General features: G+C 70.6%; 17 protein-coding genes. 12 read left to right on the top strand and 5 right to left on the bottom strand.

From position 1 onward, the window contains the following. Positions 1–128 precede the first annotated feature (128 nt). From AC3IPY_RS07700 to AC3IPY_RS07715, 4 genes are all read left to right on the top strand, one after another. A complete protein-coding gene (locus tag AC3IPY_RS07700; protein WP_489187792.1) occupies positions 129–1,184 on the top strand; it encodes a glycosyltransferase family 2 protein in 1,056 nt (351 codons plus the stop codon). A 5-nt stretch (positions 1,185–1,189) separates the two neighbouring features. Continuing rightward, the gene (locus AC3IPY_RS07705; protein ID WP_489187793.1) at positions 1,190–1,999 is read left to right on the top strand and encodes a CDP-alcohol phosphatidyltransferase family protein; all 810 of its coding nucleotides are present in this window, start codon (positions 1,190–1,192) and stop codon (positions 1,997–1,999) included. A 46-nt stretch (positions 2,000–2,045) separates the two neighbouring features. Continuing rightward, a complete protein-coding gene (locus AC3IPY_RS07710; RefSeq protein WP_489188279.1) occupies positions 2,046–2,891 on the top strand; it encodes a glycosyltransferase family 2 protein in 846 nt (281 codons plus the stop codon). Between the two features lie 145 nt (positions 2,892–3,036). Then, the gene (locus AC3IPY_RS07715) at positions 3,037–4,353 is read left to right on the top strand and encodes a CDP-glycerol glycerophosphotransferase family protein (RefSeq protein WP_489187794.1); all 1,317 of its coding nucleotides are present in this window, start codon (positions 3,037–3,039) and stop codon (positions 4,351–4,353) included. A 114-nt stretch (positions 4,354–4,467) separates the two neighbouring features. Here AC3IPY_RS07715 and AC3IPY_RS07720 read toward each other — a convergent pair whose 3' ends face one another. After that, positions 4,468–5,496 carry a hypothetical protein gene (locus tag AC3IPY_RS07720; protein ID WP_489188280.1) on the bottom strand — a complete coding sequence of 343 codons (1,029 nt, stop codon included), beginning with the start codon at positions 5,494–5,496 and terminating at the stop codon, positions 4,468–4,470. A 269-nt stretch (positions 5,497–5,765) separates the two neighbouring features. On the opposite strand from AC3IPY_RS07720, the gene AC3IPY_RS07725 reads away from it, so the two are divergent. Further along, positions 5,766–6,164, top strand: a complete 399-nt coding sequence (locus tag AC3IPY_RS07725; RefSeq protein ID WP_489187795.1) for a hypothetical protein — start codon at positions 5,766–5,768, stop codon at positions 6,162–6,164. A 42-nt stretch (positions 6,165–6,206) separates the two neighbouring features. On the opposite strand, the gene AC3IPY_RS07730 is transcribed toward AC3IPY_RS07725, so the two are convergent. After that, positions 6,207–7,010: an ABC transporter ATP-binding protein gene (locus AC3IPY_RS07730; RefSeq protein WP_489187797.1), complete on the bottom strand. Its 804-nt coding sequence runs from the start codon at positions 7,008–7,010 to the stop codon at positions 6,207–6,209. After that, positions 7,010–7,822, bottom strand: a complete 813-nt coding sequence (locus tag AC3IPY_RS07735) for an ABC transporter permease (protein WP_489187798.1) — start codon at positions 7,820–7,822, stop codon at positions 7,010–7,012. Before AC3IPY_RS07735 ends, AC3IPY_RS07730 begins: the two co-directional genes overlap by 1 nt. A gap of 76 nt (positions 7,823–7,898) precedes the next feature. Here AC3IPY_RS07735 and AC3IPY_RS07740 point away from each other — a divergent pair, with 76 nt between their 5' ends. Continuing rightward, on the top strand, positions 7,899–8,453 hold the full coding sequence (locus AC3IPY_RS07740) for an ECF transporter S component (protein ID WP_489187800.1): 555 nt from the start codon (positions 7,899–7,901) through the stop codon (positions 8,451–8,453). 93 nt (positions 8,454–8,546) lie between these two features. Here AC3IPY_RS07740 and AC3IPY_RS07745 read toward each other — a convergent pair whose 3' ends face one another. Beyond that, positions 8,547–9,239, bottom strand: coding sequence for a phosphocholine cytidylyltransferase family protein (locus tag AC3IPY_RS07745; protein ID WP_489187801.1), 693 nt, complete (start codon positions 9,237–9,239; stop codon positions 8,547–8,549). A gap of 347 nt (positions 9,240–9,586) precedes the next feature. On the opposite strand from AC3IPY_RS07745, the gene AC3IPY_RS07750 reads away from it, so the two are divergent. Genes AC3IPY_RS07750 through AC3IPY_RS07760 form a run of 3 tightly spaced genes read left to right on the top strand, consistent with a single transcriptional unit; the run spans position 9,587 to position 13,313 of the window. Continuing rightward, on the top strand, positions 9,587–11,416 hold the full coding sequence (locus AC3IPY_RS07750) for an ABC transporter ATP-binding protein (protein WP_489187802.1): 1,830 nt from the start codon (positions 9,587–9,589) through the stop codon (positions 11,414–11,416). Further along, the gene (locus AC3IPY_RS07755; protein ID WP_489187803.1) at positions 11,392–12,966 is read left to right on the top strand and encodes a hypothetical protein; all 1,575 of its coding nucleotides are present in this window, start codon (positions 11,392–11,394) and stop codon (positions 12,964–12,966) included. Before AC3IPY_RS07750 ends, AC3IPY_RS07755 begins: the two co-directional genes overlap by 25 nt. 59 nt (positions 12,967–13,025) lie before the next feature. Then, positions 13,026–13,313 (top strand): DUF3039 domain-containing protein, encoded by a 288-nt coding sequence (locus AC3IPY_RS07760; RefSeq protein ID WP_156997561.1) that lies wholly within the window; start codon positions 13,026–13,028, stop codon positions 13,311–13,313. A 36-nt stretch (positions 13,314–13,349) separates the two neighbouring features. On the opposite strand, the gene AC3IPY_RS07765 is transcribed toward AC3IPY_RS07760, so the two are convergent. Next, positions 13,350–14,669 carry a nicotinate phosphoribosyltransferase gene (locus tag AC3IPY_RS07765; protein ID WP_489187805.1) on the bottom strand — a complete coding sequence of 440 codons (1,320 nt, stop codon included), beginning with the start codon at positions 14,667–14,669 and terminating at the stop codon, positions 13,350–13,352. A gap of 98 nt (positions 14,670–14,767) precedes the next feature. Here AC3IPY_RS07765 and murI point away from each other — a divergent pair, with 98 nt between their 5' ends. Genes murI through rdgB form a run of 3 tightly spaced genes read left to right on the top strand, consistent with a single transcriptional unit; the run spans position 14,768 to position 17,015 of the window. After that, positions 14,768–15,631, top strand: a complete 864-nt coding sequence (gene murI / locus AC3IPY_RS07770) for a glutamate racemase (RefSeq protein ID WP_489187807.1) — start codon at positions 14,768–14,770, stop codon at positions 15,629–15,631. Then, positions 15,628–16,389, top strand: a complete 762-nt coding sequence (rph, locus tag AC3IPY_RS07775) for a ribonuclease PH (RefSeq protein ID WP_489187808.1) — start codon at positions 15,628–15,630, stop codon at positions 16,387–16,389. The genes murI and rph overlap by 4 nt, the downstream gene beginning before the upstream one ends. Further along, the gene (gene rdgB / locus AC3IPY_RS07780) at positions 16,386–17,015 is read left to right on the top strand and encodes an RdgB/HAM1 family non-canonical purine NTP pyrophosphatase (RefSeq protein WP_489187810.1); all 630 of its coding nucleotides are present in this window, start codon (positions 16,386–16,388) and stop codon (positions 17,013–17,015) included. Before rph ends, rdgB begins: the two co-directional genes overlap by 4 nt. The last annotated feature ends 15 nt before the right edge of the window (positions 17,016–17,030 follow it).

A 17,030-nucleotide genomic window follows, 5' to 3' on the forward strand; every position in this document is an offset into this window, starting at 1 on the left:
GTTCCACATCGACCGCGGTACCGACCCACACTCGGGTCGGTACCGCGGTCTGCGTCTGCGCCCGCCTCGACCGCGGAGCGTCGGGTGCCGACTGCTAGGCTCGATCGACCCGATCACGAGTGAGGAACATGCCCGAGCAGCACCACGAGGCGACCCCATCGCCCCTCGTCGGCGTGTCCTACGTGATGCCCGTGCTCAACGACGCCTCGCATGTGCTCGAGGCGGTCGAATCGATCCTCGCGCAGGACTACGAGGGGCCGGTCGAGGTGCTCATCGCCCTCGGGCCGTCGATCGACGGCACCAACGAGCTCGTCGCCGATCTCGCCGCCCGTGACGATCGCATCCACGTGCTCGAGAACGAGGTCGGCTCGACGCCGGCGGGGCTCAACCTCGGCATCCGGGCCGCCGTCCATCCCGTGATCGTGCGGGTCGACTCCCATTCGAAGCTGCCGGCCCACTACGCCCGCGTCGCGGTCGAGGTGCTCGAGCGCACGGGCGCCGACAACGTCGGCGGCATCATGGACGCGCAGGGCATCACGCCGTTCCAGCAGGCGGTCGCGCTCGCCTACACGACCAAGGTCGGCCTCGGCGGCGGCTCCTTCCACGTCGGCGGCGAAGAGGGGCCGGCCGACACCGTGTACCTCGGCGTGTTCCGCCGCGAGGCGCTGCTCAGGGTCGGGCTCTTCGACGAGGGCATCAAGCGCGGTCAGGACTGGGAGCTCAACCACCGGCTTCGGTCCGACGGCGGCGTCGTCTGGTTCACGCCCGCCCTCGCGGTCACCTACCGTCCGCGGGCCACGCTCGAGCGACTGGCGCGGCAGATGTTCTCGACGGGCCTCTGGCGAGGAGAGCTCGCCCGTCGCTTCCCGGGTGCCAGCGGCATCCGCTACTTCATTCCGCCCGCCATGGTCGTCGGAACCCTGCTCGGGTTCGTGCTCGGCGTGATCGGCATCGTGCAGGCCGCGGTCGGCGCGACGCCGTGGCTCCTCATCGGATTCGCGATCCCGGCGGTCTACCTCCTCTTCGTGATCGCGGCGACGCTGCTCTACGCCCGCGGTCACGGCGTGCGCACGGCGCTCTGGTTTCTCGTAGTCTTGCCATGCATTCACGTCTTCTGGGGGGCCGGCTTCGTGCCCGGGTACCTCTCGTTGACGAGCAACATCGCCGAGCACACGGGAAGGTGACACGGATGTCGCGCATCGACCCGCACGGGAGGCCGGCGAGCATCGCCGAGCTTCGCGCCGTCGCGCAGCCGCCCGAGGTGCGCGGCCGCCGCAACGCCGAGCACTGGACGGCCTCGCTGTACCTGCGCCGGTTCTCGCCGTACCTCACCTGGTGGCTGCTGAAGACGCCGATCTCGGCGAACGGCGTCACCGGCCTCATGATCCTCGTGGGCTGGTCCACGGCCGCGGCCCTGCTCATCCCGGGTGTCTGGGGGGCGCTGCTCGCCGTGGTGCTCGGGCAGCTGCAGATGCTCGTCGACTGCTGCGACGGCGAGGTCGCCAGGTGGCGCCGCACGTCGTCGCCCGCGGGGGTGTTCCTCGACAAGGTCGGCCACTACTCGACCGAGGCGCTCATCCCGCTCGCGCTCGGCATCCGGGCGGCCGCCTATCCGCTCGAGTTCCCGGCCGACTTCCTCTGGACCACGCTCGCGGCGCTGCTCGCCCTCGTGATCGTGCTCAACAAGGCGCTCAACGACATGGTGCACGTCGCGCGTGCCAACGCCGGCCTCTCCAAGCTGGCCGACACCCATGGCGAGAGCGCGCCGCGCGGCGGCCTCGTCGCCAAGCTCCGCAAGGCGGCCAGGTTCCTGCCGTTCCACCGCCTCTACCACTCGGTCGAGCTCACGCTCATCGTGTTCGCCGCCGCGCTCGTCGGCCTCGTCTTCGGTCAGCCGCTCGTCGACCGCATCGTGCTCGCCGCACTGCTTCCGCTCGCGATCCTCGCCGTCATCGGGCATTTCGTCGCGATCATGGCTTCTCGGCGTGTCCGTTCCTGAGCCCCACGACGTCTCGACGCCGCGCGTCGGCGTCGTCGTGCTCACCATGGGCAAACGCCCAGACGACCTCGCCCGCGGCATCCGCAGCGTGCTCGACCAGCAGGGCGTCGAGGTCGACGTCGTCTGCGTCGGCAACGGGTGGGACCCCGCGACATCCGACCCGGCGCTGCCCGCCGGGGTGAAGACCCTGCACCTGCCCGAGAACCTCGGCATCCCGGCCGGTCGCAACCGCGGCGTGCCAGAGGTCGACGGCGACGTGCTCTTCTTCCTCGACGACGACGCGTTCCTGCCGAGCGAGACCTTCCTGAACGACGGATGTCGCATGTTGGCCGATCGGCCCGAACTCGGCCTCATCCAGCCCCGCGTCGTCGACCCGACCGGCCTGGTCTCGCCGCGCCGGTGGATCCCGCGCATCCGCAAGGGCGATGCGGCGCACTCCAGCCCCGTGTTCTCGTGCTGGGAGGGGGCCGTGCTGATGCCACGACGCGTGTTCGAGGCCGCCGGCGGCTGGGCCGACCCGTTCTTCTACGCCCACGAGGGCATCGAGCTCGCGTGGCGCGTATGGAACACCGGGCACGTCGCCTGGTATGCGGGCGACCTCGAGGCGGGGCATCCGGTCATCGACCCCGCCAGGCACGCGTACTACTACCGGCTCAACGCCCGCAACCGGGTGTGGCTCGCACGGCGCAACCTGCCGTACGTGCTCGTGCCGTTCTACGTCGGATCGTGGACCGCCATCCAGGTGCTGCGTTGGGCGCGGCAGCCGGCCGCGCTCAAGGCCTGGTTCGCCGGATGGCGGGCGGGCTGGCGCGAACACCCGGGGCAGCGGCGCGCAATGAGCTGGCGCACCGTGTGGCGCATGACGCTCGCCGGGCGGCCGCCGATCGTCTGACGGCGGCGGTCTGAGCGTGCGCGCTTGCCGCCGGCGAAGCGGCGAAGCGTATCGAGACCCGATCGCCCGTAACGATCGGCCATCGGTGTGCGGGCGGGCGCAGCTCCGAGGCATCCGCTCGGGGTCGCGTCGCTACCCTTGAACGGTGGGATTGCGAAGAGATGCACGCCGGGCCGTCAAGCTCGCCAAAGAGATCATGTGGTCGCGGCGGGCACAGCGGGCGCTCGTCGCCAAGCTCGCCGCGCAGGCGCCCTTCGAGCCGCACCGCTTCCGGGTCGGCGTCTACTTCGCCGACGGCCAGGTCAACATGTACCAGCTGCGCCAGTGGTACGCCCCGCTCGCGACGCTCGCGGAGCGGCATCCGGTGCTCATCCTCAGTCGTGCCTCGGGCGCCGCACTGAAGCTGCTCGACGAGTCGCCGCTGCCGGTCGCCTACGTGCGTCGGGTCGCCGACCTCGAGCGGGTGGTGCACGAGCAGGACCTGCACGTCATCTTCTACGTGAACCAGAACGCGAAGAACTTCCAGATGATGCGCTACGGGCGGCGTTGGCACGTGTTCATCAACCACGGCGAGTCCGACAAGATGTACATGACCACGAACCAGTTCAAGGCCTACGACTACGCCCTCATCGCCGGCGATGCCGCTCGTGCCCGCCTCGAGAAGGTGCTCTGGGACTACGACTTCGACAAGCGCGCCATCCCGATCGGGCGACCCCAGGCCGACCACTACCTCGACGACGCGACGCTGCCGTACACGCCCGACGAGCGCGAGGTCGTGCTCTACGCGCCGACCTGGGAGGGCGATCGCGCCGCCGCCGCCTACGGCTCGATCGCCTCGCACGGCGTCGCACTCGTCACCGGGCTGCTCGCCACCGGGCGTCACCGCGTCATCTACCGCCCGCATCCGCGGTCGGGCGTGGTCGACCCCGCGTACGCGTCCGCCAACCAGGCCGTCATCTCGGCCATCGCCGCCGCGAACGCGGCCGATCCATCGGCGCAGCACGTCTACGACGACGGCCCGAAGCTCGGTTGGCAGCTGGCGGCGGCGGATGTCGCGATCGTCGACATCTCGGCCATGGTCTACGACCGACTGGCGGCCGGAAAGCCCCTGCTCATCACCCGCCCCGTGAATCCGGCGGCCCAGATCGACACCGCCGGCTACCTGCAGGCCTGCGAATGGCTCGACGCCGGGGACGCCGTGTCGCCTACATCGCCGGCGGCGCTCGTCGCTCGCGTCGACGAGGTCGCCCACGATTCGGCCGCGCTCGAGCGCCTCGGGGTCTGGGTCGAGCGGTACTTCGGCGACACGACCCCGGGTGTCACGACCGAGCGTTTCCATGCGGCGGTCGACCATCTCATGGGCGAGTGGGAGCGCTTCGCCGCCCTGCACGCCGAAGACGGCGACATCGACGACCACGACGTCGAAGCCGAGCGCGTCGAGGAGGAGCTCGAGGTGGAGTAGCGGGCCCGCTTCCGTTCTGCCTCTGCTGTGGGCCGCAGCATTCTGCGTCGACAATCCATCACCGTGCTGGGCGTGGCGAGTCGACCCAGGCGATGCACGTCGGGACCGATCGCGTCAGGGGCCGATCGTGTCGGGGTCGACAGGACCGATCTCCGGTGTGCCGGTGTCGGCATCGGTGATGCTCGAGTCGAGCAGGTCCGCTTCGACCGCGGGCTCGTCACTGCCCTTCCGTCCGCGCCTGGTCGCCGCCGCCCCCACGGCGCGCAGGCCGCGACTGGTCGAGACCGCGACCGATCCCACCGCCGCACCCGCACGGGTCAGGCGCGCAGCGGCCGCGTTCAGCAGCGTCGGCGAGTCGCCGGGCTCGAGTTCGGCGGGCAGCAGCACCGGGGGTTGCCCGAATGCGAGGCGGGACTGCTGCAGCACCTTGCGTCCGAGCAGGTGGTTGCCGGTGCCGCCGATCGCGGCGCCGATGCCGAACGGCAGCGCCTTGCCGATGATGCCGGCACCGCCCTTGACGGCGAACTGCTTGATGAACGCGGCCCGCAGTCTGTCGGCGACCGGGCCGACCAGCGCGCGGGGGAGTCCGTTCGTGATGAGTTCGCCCCAGTAGGCCTCGCGGGCGATGCCGCCACCGCTCGCCTGGCCGGCGAACCGGCGCACGAGATCGACGCCCTCGCGACCGAGCATGAGGGTCATCACGAGGGCTCGCGCGCGATCCGGGTTGTCGATGGCGATGCCGTGCACCTCGGCGACCGACTGCGCGAACAGGGCCGTCGCCTCGAGGAACCCGGCCGTCTCGATGCCGGAGAGCGCGAGCGTCATCCCGGTGCCGATGCCGGGGATCACCGCGGTCGCACCGACGGCGGCACCGCCCGTGGTCACGGCGGCCAGGTAGCGCCGCTCGAGGATGCGCACGAGACGCTCGGTCGAGGCATCCGGAACACGGCGACGGATGCTGCGGATATGCGCCACGACGACCGGTCGCTGGATCGACAGCACGACGTCGATGCCTCGATCGAGGCCGGAGCCGCGCACGGGCGCGTCGGATGGCGCGCCGTCAGGCTGCGGCGCACCGTCGAACGGCGGCTCGTTCGGCGCCGAGCCGCCCATCGAGGTGATCTTGTGCACGCGCTCGGGCATGCGGCGATGATACGTGAACGGGCTGAGAGCGGATGCCTCGAGCGGGCCGGGTGAGGTCTCGACGACGCGGCGGGGCACTCCTCCTCCACAGGGGTCGGGTTCGGCGGATTCTCCACAGGATTAAACGTGTCTGACCTGCTCTTTCGTCGTCGGATGGATGTCGGCGGGTGCTGATTGACTCCATCAGACCCGAACTGAAAGCGAGCCCATCCATGCACGAAGCCCCGCCCACGCCCCGGCCGGTATCCACGGCGGCGACGATCATCGTCGTGGCCGAAGAACGACTCATCGTCGGTCGCGCGCATGCCACGTGTCTCCGCTACGGGCGGGCGCGCGAGCTCCTCGAGGCGCACCTCGAGGAGCTCGGCGAACGCATGCTGCTCGAGGCCGGCATCGCGATGCTCGAGGTCGAACGCGAACTCGAACCAGCGGGCGCGCTGCTTCGCGTCGCGACCGGTGAAGACCTGCTCTATGCGTTGCCGTCGTTCATCAGCGCCGACCGATCGCCTGCGCTGCCGACCAGCGATCTCCGCGCGCAGCTTCGCCTCGCCGAGCAATGCCACCGCGTCATGGTCGGCCGCGGGCTGGTCGACAGCCGTCATGCCTGCGCATCGCTCGAGGTCGACGGCGCGCTGCGCCGGGCTCGAGCCTCGATCCGCACTCGGTGAGCCGCGGCTCGCTCCAGAGGCGAGCCTGCATGAGCCCGCGTCCTACGCCGTGCCCTGATCGGCGTTGTATCGGTCGAGCACGTCGTCGATCGGGCCGTCGAGCTGCAGCGCCCCCTTGTCGAGGTAGAGCCCGCGCGTGCAGAACCGACGCAGGTCGCGCTCGTTGTGGGAGACGAAGAACATCGTGCGTCCGCCGGCGAGCAGCTCCTCGATGCGCGCGTAGCACTTCTCGCGGAACGCCTTGTCGCCGACGGCGAGCACCTCGTCGACGAGCAGGATCGGCTCGTCGAGCTGCGAGATGACGGCGAACGCGATGCGTACCTTCATGCCGCTCGAGAGGTGCTTGTACGGCGTGTCCAGGAACGCGCCGACGCCCGAGAACTCGACGATCTCGTCGAACTTCGCGTCGATCTGCGGATTCGTCATGCCGTGCAGCCCGGCCGTGAGGTAGACGTTGTCGCGCACCGTGAGATCGTCGACGAATCCGCCGGTGATCTCGATGAGCGGCGCGACACCGCCCGTGACCTCGACGGTGCCCTCGTCGGCGATCATCACGCCGGCGACGAGCTTCAGCAGGGTCGACTTGCCCTGTCCGTTGCGGCCGACGACACCGATCGCCTCACCGGGGCGCACGGTGACCGAGACGTCGCGGAGCGCCCAGAACTCATCGGGCCGCGTGCGGCGGCGACGACCCGACAGCAGGTCCTTGAACGAGCGCCGCCCGCGCCGATTGCGTCGGAACCGGATCCCGAGGCCGTCGACGCGGATCGCGTACGGCGCGTTCAATGCCGTACCCGGGGCGGGCACGCGTCCGGGAACAGGGCGGGGGGCCGTGGCATCCGTCATCAGATCTCCTTCAGCACCTGGCGCACGCTGCCACGGAAGACGAGCAGCCCGACCACGAGGATGGCCGCGGACATGAGGGCGGCGATGCCGACGTCGAACCAGTTGAGCTCGTGCGGGAAGAACGCCGAGCGGTAGAGGCCGAAGATGCCCGACAGGGGGTTGAACGCGGCCCACACGTGCAACTGGCTCGGCAGGTCGGAAATGCCGTAGATGATCGGCGACGCGTAGAAGAGGAACCGCAGTATGAGCTTGACCGCGCGCTCGAGGTCGCGGAAGAACACGACGAGCGGAGCCACGATGAGGCAGACGCCCGCGGTCAGCACGGCCTGCAGCACGATCGCGAGCGGGAAGAGGGCGAGCTCCCAACCGACATGCGCCCCGAACACGATCGCGAACAGTGCGAGCACCGGCAGCGCGAGCAGGAACTCGATGCCCTTGGAGAGCACGATGCGGTTGACCCAGATCGTGCGCGGGATCATCGTCGACCGCACGAGCTTGGCATCCTTCAGGAACGCCCGGGTCGAGTCCGACACGGCGCCGTTGAACCACATCCACGGCAGCAGCGCCGTCAGCAGGAACACGATGTACGGGGGCTGCCCTGGGCGCTGGAACACCTGGGTGAACACGAACCAGTAGATGCCGGCCATCACGAGCGGGTCGAGCACCGACCACACGTAGCCCAGTGCCGACGTCGAGTAGCGCACCTTGAGGTCGCGGGTCGTGAGCAGCCACAGCGAATGCCGGTAGCGCGACCACCTGGTGCGCTGCAACGGGTGGGCGTCGCCGTACGCGACCGAGGTGGTGGTGCTCATCACGATCTCATCGTAGATGCCACGCGGCGGTAGGTTTGTAGCGGTGCCGACAGGGGCACCGTCTGAGAGGAGCGTCGTGCGGCGTACAACGACCCGGGTCCTGCTGAGCTGCGCGGCCATCGGCGTCGGCGGCGGTCTCGTCGCAGGCGCCTCCGGATACCTCGCCGCGGCCTTCGCGGCATTCGGCCCGCTGTTCTACGGGGTGACCGTCGGCGCGCACTTCCTGCCGAGCATCGTGGCGCTCGCGCTGCTGAAGCGCCCGGGCACCGCGGTGCTCGCGGGCGTCATCGCGGGTCTCGTCGGCGCCGTGTTCGCGCCGTGGTGGATCGGCCGCTTCGTCGGCACCGGCCTGCTCGTCGGCGCGCTCATCGAGCTGCCGTTCCTCATCACCGCGTATCGCCGGTGGCAGCCGTGGATGTTCTACATCGCGGCCGTGTTCTCGGGCGTCGTGCTCGCCGTCGGCGTGTTCTTCGCCCTCGGCGCCGAGCACTACACGCTCTGGGCCTGGGCGATCGCCCTGCCGCTCTGGGTACTGAGCCCGGTGCTGTTCACGTGGATCGGCCGACTCATCGCCGCCCGGCTCGCCAAGGCGGGCGTGGCTCAAGCCGGCGCAGGCGCGGACGCCCGGTAGAAGGCGCGAGCGCGAGAACGCCCGACATGCGAAGAGCGGATGCCTCGTGGCATCCGCTCTTCACTGCTGTGTGGTGATTCGTACCGATCGTGATTACACGAAGTGGTTGGCCCGCTCGAGGTCTTCGGCGAAGTCGATCTCGACCGCGTACAGGTCGGAGATGTCCATGGGCTCGATGAGCAGGCCGTTCTTCTCGATCGCGAGCTCGAGGCCGCGCTCGAAGTAGTCCTGGTCGCCGACCCGGCGCAGGTGCGCGAGGAACGCGGCCTTGTCGCGCGAGGCGATGTAGTTGATGCCGACGGCCTCGCCGAGCCCGCCCTTGACGGTCTTCGAGAGCTCTTTCACGTAGCCCTCGGCACTGACCGTGTACTTGACCTCTTCGTCGGAGACCTTGGCGTGGTTCACCGTGACGAACGACTGGTCGCGCGCGATGAAGGGCAGCGCACGGTCGAGGATGCGCGGGTCGAACACGACGTCGCCGTTCATCCAGAGGACGCCGCCCGACTGCGACGCCTGCAGGGCGCGCATGAGCGACTTCGACGTGTTCGTCTGGTCGTATTCCTCGTTGTAGACGAACGATGCCTGCGGGAACGCCTCGATGATGTGCTCGAGCTTGTAGCCCACGACGATGGTCACGTTCGCGTTGGAGCCGAATGCGTGCTCGATGTTGTCGAACTGCTGGCCCATGATGGTGCGGCCGTCGCTGAGCTCGGTGAGCGGCTTGGGGAGGGATCGCCCGAGCCGGCTCCCCATGCCGGCCGCCAGAATCACGATCTGGGTGGTCATTGCTTCTCCTTCGATGGTTCGGATGCCGCGAAACCCTCGCTTCGAGCCGATGCCCGTGAAGAGGATCGGTTCGTGACGAGAATTTACGTGCGGTTCACCCGGAAGATCTGTTGAAGACACACCGTTATGCCGTGATCCAGCGTAGCGGGCGGGGGTTGCATCCCGCTGAACGAGTTCGCGGTCGTAGTCGGATCGTGATGCGGCGCACAGGGAATGCACAGCCGCCCGGGGCGCGCCGCAGCCCCGCTCAGGCGCGCCGGGAGCACCGAGGTTGGTAGGTTGTCTGGGTGACTTCCGTTTCGCGCTCAGAATACGACGACGAAACTCCCGGAGGCACGGGCACGGGGGTGTCTGCCGAGGGGGGAACGTCCAGCGCGCGCTCGGGTTCGAGTGGCGCGACCGGCGATGCGGCCACGCCCGCGTCTGCGAAGCGACCGGCCGCCCGTCGCCCGGCCGCGAAGAAGGCCGCACCGAAGGGGACCGAGACCGCAGCGGATGCCGCGGACACGAAGCCGGCCGCGACGATGGCGGGCTCGGCCGAGGCGGGCTCGGCCAAGACCCCGGCATCGAAGACCACCGCCGCGACGTCGGCCAAGGCGCCCGCGAAGAAGGCGCCCGCGAAGCGCGCAACCGGTGCGGCCGCCGCGGCGAAGAAGGCGGCCGCCGAGGCCGAGTCCGCGGCGAGGTCCGACGCCGAACAGGTCGCGTCCAAGCGCACGGCGGCGTCGCGCGAGGCGTCGGCAGGTGCCGCGTCGGCCCGCAGCACGGCCGCGAGGTCTGCGCGCACCACGCGCACCACCGCCAAGAGCGATGCTCCGAGCGCACGCAGCCGCGCGGCATCCGAAGCGGCGAAGAAGCGGCAGACCCAGCGGGTCGCCGCATCGATGGCCACCGAGACGACGGCCGCGGAGCGTCCGGCCCGCAAGACGCCGGACCCGGTGGTCCCCGAGGCCGTGGTCGAATCCACGGCGGCCGTCGATGCGATCGACGAGACGACGAACGAACGCCCGACGCCCGAGGCGAAGCAACCGCGAAGCACGGCGGGTTCGCGTGCGGCAGCGGCTGCAACTGCTGCTGCTGCGAGCGCCGCTCCCGCGGATGCGACGGTCGAGGCACCCGCGCAGGCGCCGGCACCTGCACCTGCACCGGAGCGCACGGCGCCCGAACCTGAACCCGCCCCCGAGCCTGTCGCGACCGAGGCTGCGCCCGCCGAGCCGGTGGCGCCCGCCACGGCGGCGGCACCGGAGGTCGTCACTGCGGCCGCGCCCGCTCCCGTGGCGCCCGCGGCACCGTCGGTCGAACGCGACGCCGACCGATCGCACGACGTCGCGGTCGCCGTGATCGCGGCGCCGCAGAAGTCCACGACGCGCAAGAAGCGCACGCTCCGCGTCGCGCGAGCGGCACCTCCGGCCGACGCTCCGCGCGTGCTAGCGATCGACGGACTCGTCAAGACCTTCGGCGGCAACACCGCGGTCGACCACATCTCGCTCGACGTCAAGGCCGGGTCGTTCTACGGCATCGTCGGCCCCAACGGCGCGGGCAAGACCACGACCCTGTCGATGGTCACCGGACTCCTCCGGCCCGATGCGGGCAGCGTGCGCATCAACGACATCGACGCCTGGGCCGATCCGAACGCGGCCAAGCGCGCCACGGGCGTGCTGCCCGACCGCCTCCGCCTCTTCGACCGGCTCACGGGCGCCCAGCTGCTCTCGTACTCGGGAACGCTGCGGGGCCTCGACAACCGCACGGTCCGCGAGCGCAGTGCCGACCTGATCGCCGCGTTCGGACTCGACGACGCGGTCGACCGCCTCGTCGCCGACTACTCGGCGGGCATGACGAAGAAGATCGCGCTCGCCTGCGCCATGATCCACGCTCCGCGACTGCTCGTGCTCGACGAGCCGTTCGAGTCGGTCGATCCGGTGTCCGCGGCGAACCTCACCGACATCCTCGAGCGCTACGTCGCGGGTGGAGGGACCGTCGTGCTCTCCAGTCACGGCATGGACCTCATCGAACGCGTCTGCGACTCCGCGGCGATCATCGTCGGAGGCCGGGTCCTGGCATCCGGAGCCCTCGACGAGGTGCGCGCCGGACAGACGCTCGAAGACCGATTCGTCGAACTCGCCGGTGGGCGCACGGCAGCGGAGGGCATGGAATGGTTGCACAGTTTCTCCGACTGAAACTGCGCCTGCTCGGCAACATCTTCCAGCGCAGCCCATGGCAGGTCGTGGGCGTCTCGCTCGGACTGCTCTACGGGTTCGGCCTCGCGGCACTGCTCTTCGTCGCGCTCGTCGGCCTGCGCACGGTCGAGGACGTCACGCTCATCCGCGACGGGCTCATCGTGGCCGGCAGCGCCACCGTGGTCGGGTTCATCGTCTTCCCGCTGCTCTTCGGCGTCGACGACACCATGGATCCGCGACGGTTCGCGCTCTTCGGGCTGCCCGACCGCACGCTCGCGCTCGGGCTGGCCTTCGCGGCCGCGATCGGCATCCCGGCCACGGCGCTCGGCATCGTGCTGCTCGGAACGGTGGTGACGTGGTCACGCGGGTTCGGCGAGATCCTGTTCGCGATCCTCGGCGCGGCGCTCGCCTTCGCCACCTGCCTGCTCGTCGGCCGCGTGGCCACCTCGATCGCCTCGCTGCTGCTCTCCACGAGACGCGCGAAGGAGATCGGCGGCGTGCTCGGCCTCGTCGTCATCGTGGCGCTCTCGCCCGTGATCGTCGTGCTGGCGACCCTCGACTGGGCCTCGAGCGGCCTGCTGGTGCTCGAGGGCATCGCCGGGGTGCTCGGCTGGACTCCGCTCGGCGCCGCATTCGCCGTGCCCGGTGACGCCGCGGCCGGCGCCTGGGGCGCCGCGATCCTGAAGCTCCTCATCGCCGCCGCGACGCTGTGGGTGCTCTGGCTGGCCTGGCGTGCACTCGTCGCCCGCATGCTCGTGACGCCCGGCCGCGAGGCATCCGCCAAGCAGTATCGGGGCCTCGGCTGGTTCGATCGGATGCCGCATACGCCGGCCGGTGCCGTCGCGGCGCGCAGCTTCACCTACTGGGGCCGAGACGCGAGGTACTGGGTCTCGCTCGTGATGCTGCCGCTCGTGCCGCTGCTCGTGCTCGTGCCGCTCACGCTCGCCGGGTTCCCGCTGAGCGTGACGGCCCTGATCCCCGTTCCGCTCGTGTGCCTGCTGCTCGGCTGGACCCTGCACAACGACACCGCCTACGACAGCACCGCCGTCTGGCTGCACGTCGTCTCGGGCGTGCGCGGTTCGGCCGACCGCCTCGGCCGGCTCGTGCCCGTCATCATCGGCGGCGTCCTCGTGATCGGCGTGGGCTCCGCAGTGACCCTGCTCGCACTCGACGACGACACCGTGCTGCCCTCGCTCATCGGCGTGAGCACGGCGCTGCTCTTCGGCGGGCTCGGCATCGGCTCGATCAGCTCGGCGTGGCTGCCGTACCCGGCGGTGAAGCCGGGGGACTCGCCGTTCCAGCAGCCGCAGTCCACGGGCACGATCTCCGCGCTCGTGCAGTCGTTCACGATGCTCGGCTCGGCGCTCATCGCCGCACCGGCGATCTGGTTCGCCTACCTCGGGCTCACCGACGACGTGCGCTGGCACGCCCTGTCGTTCACCGCGGGCACCGCCGCGGGCGTGATCGTGCTCATCGTCGGTATCTTCGCCGGCGGGCGCATCTTCGACCGCCGCGGGCCCGAGATCCTCGGGGCGGCCCTGCGCGCCTGACGCTCCGCCGGAGTCGGACTCGGGGTGCGCGCGCTCGCGCAGCACGTAGAATCGTGGTCATGATCGCGCCCGTCTCCGCCAGCATCGCCGACCCCGACTCCACGGGCGGGGGCACGTCGGTCCTCGATCGCGAGCTCGAGAAGCTCCTGCAGGACGAGGCGATCGAACCCGGCGACCACGAGCGCTTCTCGCACTACGTGAAGAAGGAGAAGATCCTCGAGTCCGCGATGACCGGCAAGCCCGTCAAGGCGCTCTGCGGCAAGAAGTGGACCCCGGGTCGCGACCCCGAGAAGTTCCCGGTGTGCCCGACCTGCAAAGAGATCTACGAGCGCATGAAGAAGGGCTGAGCGAGGCTCGCCCCGCGTTCACGGCCCGAACCCGGCTCAGCGGTACGTCGTCGGGATCGCGGCCTCACCGCGCCCCAGGCGGAACGCCTCGATCGGCAGTTCCTGCATCGCCTCGGCCCGATGCGCCCGCGCGGCCGCGGTGCCTGAGGCGCCGAGGTACGCGGCATCCGCGACGCCCTCGGTCATGAGCGGCACCAGGAGCGGCCGCAGCCGTGAACCCGCCTCGAACTCGGCCTCGCCGCCGGGGCCGTCGCCGATGAACACGAGCTCCTCGCGGGCCGTGCGCGTGGAATCGAGCCGGCGGGCGGCGTTCTTGCGTCCGCCGACGCTCGCCTTCGACGCCGATGCCTTGGCGACGGAGACCCACTCGCCGGCGTCGTCGCGCCGGGCGACGAGCTTGTAGACCATGCCGGCTGCGGGGGAGCCCGACCCGGTGACCACCGAGGTGCCCACGCCGTACGAGTCGACCGGGGCGCCCGAGAGCCCCGCGATCGTGAACTCGTCGAGGTCGCTCGTCACCGTGATCTTCGTGCCCACGGCGCCCAGTTCGTCGAGCTGCTCGCGCACGGCGGCGACGACGGTGGGCAGGTCGCCCGAGTCGATGCGCACGGCGCCGAGTTCGGGGCCCGCCACGCGAACGGCGAGCTCGACGCCCTCACGGATGTCGTAGGTGTCGACGAGCAGGGTGGTCTTCGGCCCGAAGGCGTCGACCTGCGCCCGGAACGCCTGCTCCTCGGAATCGTGCAGCAGCGTGAACGCGTGCGCGGCGGTGCCCATGGTCGGGATGCCCCAGGTGCGGCCGGCCTCGAGGTTGGAGGTCGCGTCGAACCCGGCGATGTACGCGGCGCGCGCGGCCGCGACGGCGGACCGCTCGTTGGTGCGCCGCGACCCCATCTCGGCGATCGGGCGGCCGAGGGCGACGGAGACCATGCGGGCCGCGGCGCTGGCGACCGAGGAGTCGAAGTTGAGCGTCGAGAGCACGAGCGTCTCGAGCACGACCGCCTCGGCGAAGCTGGCCCGGATGGTGAGCAGCGGCGAGCCCGGGAAGTAGACCTCGCCCTCGCGATAGCCGTGGATGTCGCCGGTGAAGCGGTAGTCGGCGAGCCAGTCGAGGGTCTCGGGTCGCACGACCCGGTTCTCGCGGAGCCACTCGAGTTCGGCGTCGTCGAACCTGAAGCGGTCGATCAGCTCGAGCAGGCGCCCGGTGCCCGCGACGACGCCGTAGCGGCGGCCGTCGGGCAGGCGGCGCGCGAACGCCTCGAAGAGGCTCTCACGGTGGGCGGTGCCATCGCGAAGCGCGGCATCCACCATCGTGAGCTCGTATCGGTCGGTGAACAACGCAGCAGACCCGGTCACCCGGTCAGCCTAGTGGCACCGTGGAGCCGGCCCGGTGGCCGACGCTGCGGACGAGGTCGTGGGCGAGGCATCCGCGGCCTCGCCTAAGCTGGTCAGTTGTGACGGATGCACCGATCGGGATCTTCGACTCCGGCGTCGGCGGGCTCACGGTGGCCCGAGCCGTGAAGGACCAGCTGCCGAACGAGTCGATCCTGTACATCGGCGACCTCGAGCACTCGCCCTACGGGCCGAAGCGCATCGCCGACGTGCGCGGCTACGCGCTCGCGGTGCTCGACGACCTCGTCGCGCAGGGCGTGAAGATGCTCGTCATCGCCTGCAACACGGCCTCGTCGGCCATGTTGCGCGACGCGCGCGAACGCTACGACGTGCCCGTGGTCGAGGTGATCCAGCCCGCCGTGCGGCGCGCGGTCGCCACGACCCGAAACGGCCGCGTCGGGGTCATCGGCACCGCGGGCACGATCTCGTCGCGCGCCTACGACGACGCGTTCGCCGCGGCGCCGCACCTCGACCTGCACACCGTCGCCTGCCCGCGGTTCGTCGAGTTCGTCGAGGCGGGCGTCACGAGCGGCGACGAACTGCTCGCGGTCGCCGAACAGTACCTCGCGCCGCTGCGCGAAGCCGACGTCGACACGCTCGTGCTCGGCTGCACGCACTACCCGTTCCTCAAGGGCGCGATCTCGTACGTCATGGGGGAGCGCGTCTCGCTCGTCTCGAGCGACGTCGAGACCGCGAACGACGTGTACCGCGTGCTCGTCGGCACCGGCATGGAGCGCCGCTCGGCGATGCCGCCGACCTACCGATACGAGGCGACGGGCGGCTCCACGAGCGCGTTCCTCGACCTCGCCCACCGACTCATCGCCCCCGAGATCCCGAGCGTCGAGCTCGTCGAGACGGGCGCGGTCACCATTCCAGACCGCAGCTTCACCATGAACCGCGGCCGACTTCGACAGGAGAACGCATGACCGAGGCATCCGCCCCCATCGTCCGCGCCGACGGCCGCGCACCCGACGACCTCCGCGAGGTGAGCATCGAGCGCGGCTGGAGCGAGCACGCCGAGGGCAGCGCGCTCATCTCGTTCGGCCGCACCAAGGTGCTCTGCACGGCGAGCTTCACGAACGGCGTGCCGCGCTGGATGGCCGGCAAGGGCAAGGGCTGGGTCACGGCCGAGTACGCCATGCTGCCGCGGGCCACGAACACGCGCAACGACCGTGAGGCCGTCAAGGGCCGCATCGGCGGTCGCACGCACGAGATCAGCCGGCTCATCGGCCGGAGCCTGCGCGCCGTCGTCGACATGAAGGCACTCGGCGAGAACACGATCCAGATCGACTGCGACGTGCTGCAGGCCGACGGAGGCACCCGCACCGCCGCGATCACGGGCGCCTACGTCGCGCTCGCCGACGCCGTCGAATGGGCGCGCGGCAAGAAGTTCATCGGCCAGAAGGCGACGCCGCTCATCGACACCGTGTCCGCCGTGTCGGTCGGCATCATCGACGGATCTCCCATGCTCGACCTGGCCTACGTCGAAGACGTGCGCGCCGAGACCGACATGAACGTCGTCGCCACCGGCCGCGGCCTCTTCGTCGAGGTGCAGGGCACCGCCGAGGGCGCGCCGTTCGACCGCCGCGAGCTCGATGCGCTGCTCGACCTCGCGCTCGGCGGCACCGCCTCGCTCACCGAGATCCAGAAGGCCGTGCTCGCCCAGGCGAAGGCGGGCGCGTGAGCCTCGAGTTCGTGCTCGCGACCCACAACCAGCACAAGGTCGCCGAGTTCCAGCGCATCATCGGCGAGCGGATGCCGCAGGCCGTCGTCGTCTCGTACGACGGGCCCGAGCCCGTCGAAGACGGGGTGAGCTTCGCCGCGAACGCGCTCATCAAGGCGCGCGCGGCAGCCGCGCACACCGGACGCATCGCCCTCGCCGACGATTCGGGCATCGTGGTCGACCTGCTGGGCGAGGCGCCCGGCATCCTGTCGGCCCGCTGGGCCGGTCACGCCGCAGGCGACGAGGCGAACCGCCGCCTGCTGCTCGACCAGCTCTCCGACATCGCACGACCGAACCGGGGCGCGGAGTTCCGCTGCACGATCGCCCTCGTCGTGCCCGACGCGCTCATCGCCGGCGGATCCGAGTTCGTCGCCGAGGGCCGTTGGCGCGGCACCGTGAGCTACGAGCCGCGGGGTTCGCACGGGTTCGGCTACGACCCCGTCTTCGAACCCGAGGGGCTCGAGGTCACGGCCGCCGAGCTGCTGCCAGAGGAGAAGAACGCGCGGAGCCATCGCGCGCTGGCCTTCGTCGAGCTCCTGCCCGAGCTCGAGCGGGTCGCGGCGCTGGTCGGCGACCGGGGCATGTAGACACCGACGGATCCG

Source organism: Agromyces sp. GL_144 (assembly GCF_057834305.1).